Here is a 4219-nt window from a genome sequence, read left to right on the forward strand (position 1 = left end):
CGCGGTCACCCAGGCGCGCGGCCCACCGGCCCTAGAACGCCTGTCCGGCGATTGAGGACAACACAACCGCGAGGGCCTCCACATAGCGCTCACGGCGATCCGGCCGCGCCCTCCCCACCGCATACCTCAACGCCGGAACCACCACACCCCCCAACTCCCGCAAGCCGCCCACCGCCTCCCCCCGCACCCGCGGATCCCCATGCTCCAGCAACCCGACCACCGCCCCGCCCGCCGGGGCCCAGTGGGCGAACGAGACCACCCGTATCGCCATCCGCACCACATCCGGCTGAGGATCGGCCAGCAACCGCTCGCTGAACCGCAGATACGTCCCCCGCTCCAGCAACACCCGCGAAACCCGATGCGCGTGCAGGCGGACCCCGGGCCGGGGATGCGTCAGCAACCCCCCGAGGAGCTCCTCGATCACGTCGCGATCGGCAGGGCCCAGATCACCCCCCGCACCCCCCTCGTACGCCTCGGTCAACCGCGTCAACCCCCGCCGTATCCGCTCCGGAGAGCCCGCGCGAACCAGGTCGAGCAGCTCCCTCGGATCCACACGACGGACCCCCCGCGCGGCCACGCCGGGCGCGCCGGCCACCCCGGGCGCAGACACGGTCACGCGCCCCACGGTCAGCGCGGTCAGCGATGTCAGCGCCGCCAAAGCAACCCCGTCCCGCTCCCCCGCGTCCACCCCCCGCAACGGCCCCTCCGCCAAGGAGGCCCCCAGCCGGTCCGCGAGCGAGTCGTGGCCCTCGGCCCGCAGCGCGCCGCACGTTCTCTCCAGTTCCGGGGTACGAAGGGGCCGGCGGCCGTCCAGCAGGTCCAGGAACCCCCAGGCGCGCCCGTCGAGTCGGGGGCGCAGGATCTCCGCGAGGTCGTCGACCGGCACACGCCGGAGCACCAGCCCCACCTCCCTCCGCGGCGCGGGCGGATCCTGCTCCCACCAGTCGAGCAACACCGGGGCCAAGGGGACAAGATCCCGCGCGTCGTGCCGGGCGCACACGCGCGCGACCCGGTCGTGCCGGATGCCCTCGGCCCGCAGGTCGGCCTCGCCGAGGGCCCGCAGCGCGCCCGCCAGGCCGTCAGGGACCGGCAGTTCCACGCGGCCGTGGAGGAAGGCCAGCAGGACGGGCCGTACCGCCTCCAGCTCTGTCCACTCCGCCAGCGCCACCGCCGCGGCGGTACGACGCTCCGGATCCGCCGCCTCCAGCATCGCCAGCAGCCGCCCCCGCAGCGCGGCCGAACGCGGCTGGTCCAGATCGCCGGCCCGCACGGCCCGCGCCGGGGACGCGGCGGAACCGGTCTCCTCCGCGAGCGTCCAGTCCGGTACGTCCAGCGGTCGCAGGGCCGTCATCCAGTCGAGGAGGGCGGACCTGGCCTCGGGAGCGGCCGAGGGGAAGGCCTCGATGAGCGCCGCCAGCCGCTCCCCGGGCTCAAGGGTGACGGCGTCCCTGCCACGGAATTCCTCCAGCGCGCCGGCCGACCGTACGGCAGGCCGCAGATCCACCCGCCATGCCACTGCCGCCGCCGAACTGACAGTCGTCTCCTGCTCCCCTACCGCGAACGCCTCCCGCAGCGCCTCGCTCTCCGCCCGCCAGGGATCCGCTCCGAGCCGCGCCGCCGCCAGCGCCCGGTCGACGTCGGCCCTGACCAGCACCGCCCCAAGCCGCCGCAACAGCGCGAGCGACGACCGTCCCGGAGCGCACGGCAGCGCGCGTACGGAGTCGGCGGCGACCAGCTTCTCCATGGCCGGGAGCTTCGGCGCCACCGCGTGGAAGAGGGAGAGGAGGGAGAGGAGGGTGTTCTGGTCCTGGTGGTCCCGCGCACCGAGCGCAGGGAGCAGGACATCCATCGCGCCTGCCCACACGGCCAGTTCCCCGTCCGTCCACGGCTCCGGGCAGATCCTCAGTACCAGACTCAGAATCCGCCGGCTCCGGACCGCCGGCTCGGAGGCGGCCAGGCGGAGCCAGTCCGCGAGGAGCGGGCGTAGCTCCAACAGGTCGTCGGTGGACGGGGGTTCGGTGCGCTCGGCCAGGCGTGTCGCGACGGTCGGGTCCCAGCGCCCCGTCACCAACGCCCTGACGTCCGCGTCCTGTTCGGGAGTCGGATCCGCGCGCGGTGTCTCTATCCCGTGTTCCGACAACGCCGTTGCCAGATCCGCCACCGTCCCCGACGCGAGCCGTATCCGCCCGGCCACCACCAGCCCGAGCAACGCCCTTGCCACCGGCGACCTTTGGGCCACCAGCGTCAGGACCGCCCGCGCCGTCAGGACGCCGTCGAGGCCCTCCAGCAGCAAGCCGCGAGCACGATCGTCCGCGCCCCGTTCCGCGGCGGCCACGACGGTCGCCCCGTACGCCTCGCCGAGGATCGCGCGCAGCGCCTCGACCAATGACTCCCGCAGCCCAGGATTGTCGTGCCGTGCGAGCCAGAGGAGCAGCTTCGGGACCGCCGCCGGGGTGCCCGCGCGTACCAGCACCTGGGCGGCGGTCTTCTTGACGTTCATGTTCGGACGGTCCAGGCACGCGGCCACCGCGACGGCGGCCCAGCGCGCCCGCGCGTGACCGAGCGCGAGGAGCGCCTGCCGGACGGTCTGGATGTCGGGAGCGGTGGTCAGCGCGATCAGGGACGCGGACAACGCCCGCGCGTCCCGCCCGCCGTCCTCCCCACCCGTCTCCCCAACCGTCTCCCCCCATGTCTCCCCGCCCGTCTCCGCGACGTCGCGGGCGAACAGCGCGATCACTTGCTTGCGTACATGCCGGTCGCGGTGCCGCAGCAGCCGGTGCACCCGCGCACGCGTGCCCGAGTACGGCGCGCGGAGCAGCAGTTCGAGGAGAATCACCTGCTCGCCGGGGGTCACCCCCGGCCGGTCGAGCAGATCCAGCGCCAGGGTCGCGACCAGGGCGTGACCGGCCTCCGCCGCGTCCGCCGCGTCGAGCAGACAGACCGGTCTGATCTTCCGCCGCCCGTGGAGACGACCACCGAGGGCGTGCAGCGCGTCCACGACGTCCTGCGGTACGACGGGCTGCCCGGGTGCCGATCCCGGGTGAGTGGTCTCCCCGGCCTCCCCGGCCTCCCCCGCCTCCGCCAGCTCGGCCACCACGCGATACAGCAGATCCGAGAGGACCGGCAGCGTGCCCGCGCTGCCGTGGTCGGCCAGCCTGCGCAGCGCGGTCCTCGGCTCACCCGGGTCCAAGTGCGAGCTCAGGAGCGCCAGTTCGGCGGCGTCGGGACCACCGAGGTCGGCGGCGATACGCGTCGGCAGATCGAGGGGATCGAGACGGCCGAGCAGCGCGCCGCGCACGGCGGGGTCGTCGTTGAGGTGCCACAGCAGTTCCAGGGCGTGGTTCCGTACGGAGCGCAGGTGCGGCGCGATCGTCCCCGCCCTCTCGTACGCGGGGTCCAGCCCCAGCCCTTCCCGCAGGGCCTCGACCGTCCGCTCGCCGCCGATCGCCTCCAGCGCGCGCAGCGCGGCCGGGGGCGCCACGGGCAGCAGCGCGATCACCGCGTCCTCGGCCGGGGTGTGCCGCAGCGCGCGGAGCGCGTCGAGGAACGGCGCGGGCGCGGACGCCGAGGGGAGAAGCCGCGTGACCGCCTCCCCGACGGCCCGCCCTTCCCCCGCCCCCTGCGCGGCCAGGGCGACGAGGAGGGCGAGCCTGCGGGGCCAGCTCGGATCGTCCGCGTCGGTGTCGAGCACGACCTGGAGCATCGTCTGCCGGGAGGTGAACAGGATCGTCGCGACCTCCCCCGGGTCGATCGAGTGATCGGCGAGCGCCAGCCCGACGACGGCCGGGACGTCCTCGGCGCCGGGGAAATGTCCCCGCCGGTGCAGCCCGCTCAGGCAGGCGACCACCGGGCCGCCGAGGAGCAGCGGGTCCTGGGCGGCGAGGGCGGTCAGTTCGCCGATGTCCGTACGTTCGGCCAGGGCGCCCAGCGACTCCATCGCCCGCCTGCGCAGGCCAGGGGGCAGATCAGGGTCGGCGGCGACCTGGCGCAGCAGGCCGCCGTGTCCGTGGTGGGCGGCCACCGTGAGCGCGGCCTCGGCGGCTTCGGGCCGGGCGGCGACGGACACGGCGGTGAGCTGGGGCGTGAGCCGTACCGACGGCACGGGGTCCAACGCGGCCCAGGGCTGCGCGAGTTCGTGCAGGGCGGCGACCACCACCGCGTCCCCGCCGGGACCACCGTCCCCGCCGCCCGTCAGGCTGATCGCGTGGGCGCGGACCGT

At 75.0% G+C, this 4219-nt stretch carries 1 protein-coding gene; it reads right to left on the minus strand.

Annotated features, from left to right (window positions below; all coding sequences use genetic code 11):
* Positions 1-31: 31 nt before the first annotated feature.
* The coding region (locus tag GT042_RS20835; protein WP_161310244.1) for a HEAT repeat domain-containing protein at positions 32-4219 on the minus strand (4188 nt) is incomplete at its 5' end.

Source organism: Streptomyces sp. SID3212, from assembly GCF_009865405.1.
In the GTDB taxonomy this organism is placed as follows: domain Bacteria; phylum Actinomycetota; class Actinomycetes; order Streptomycetales; family Streptomycetaceae; genus Streptomyces.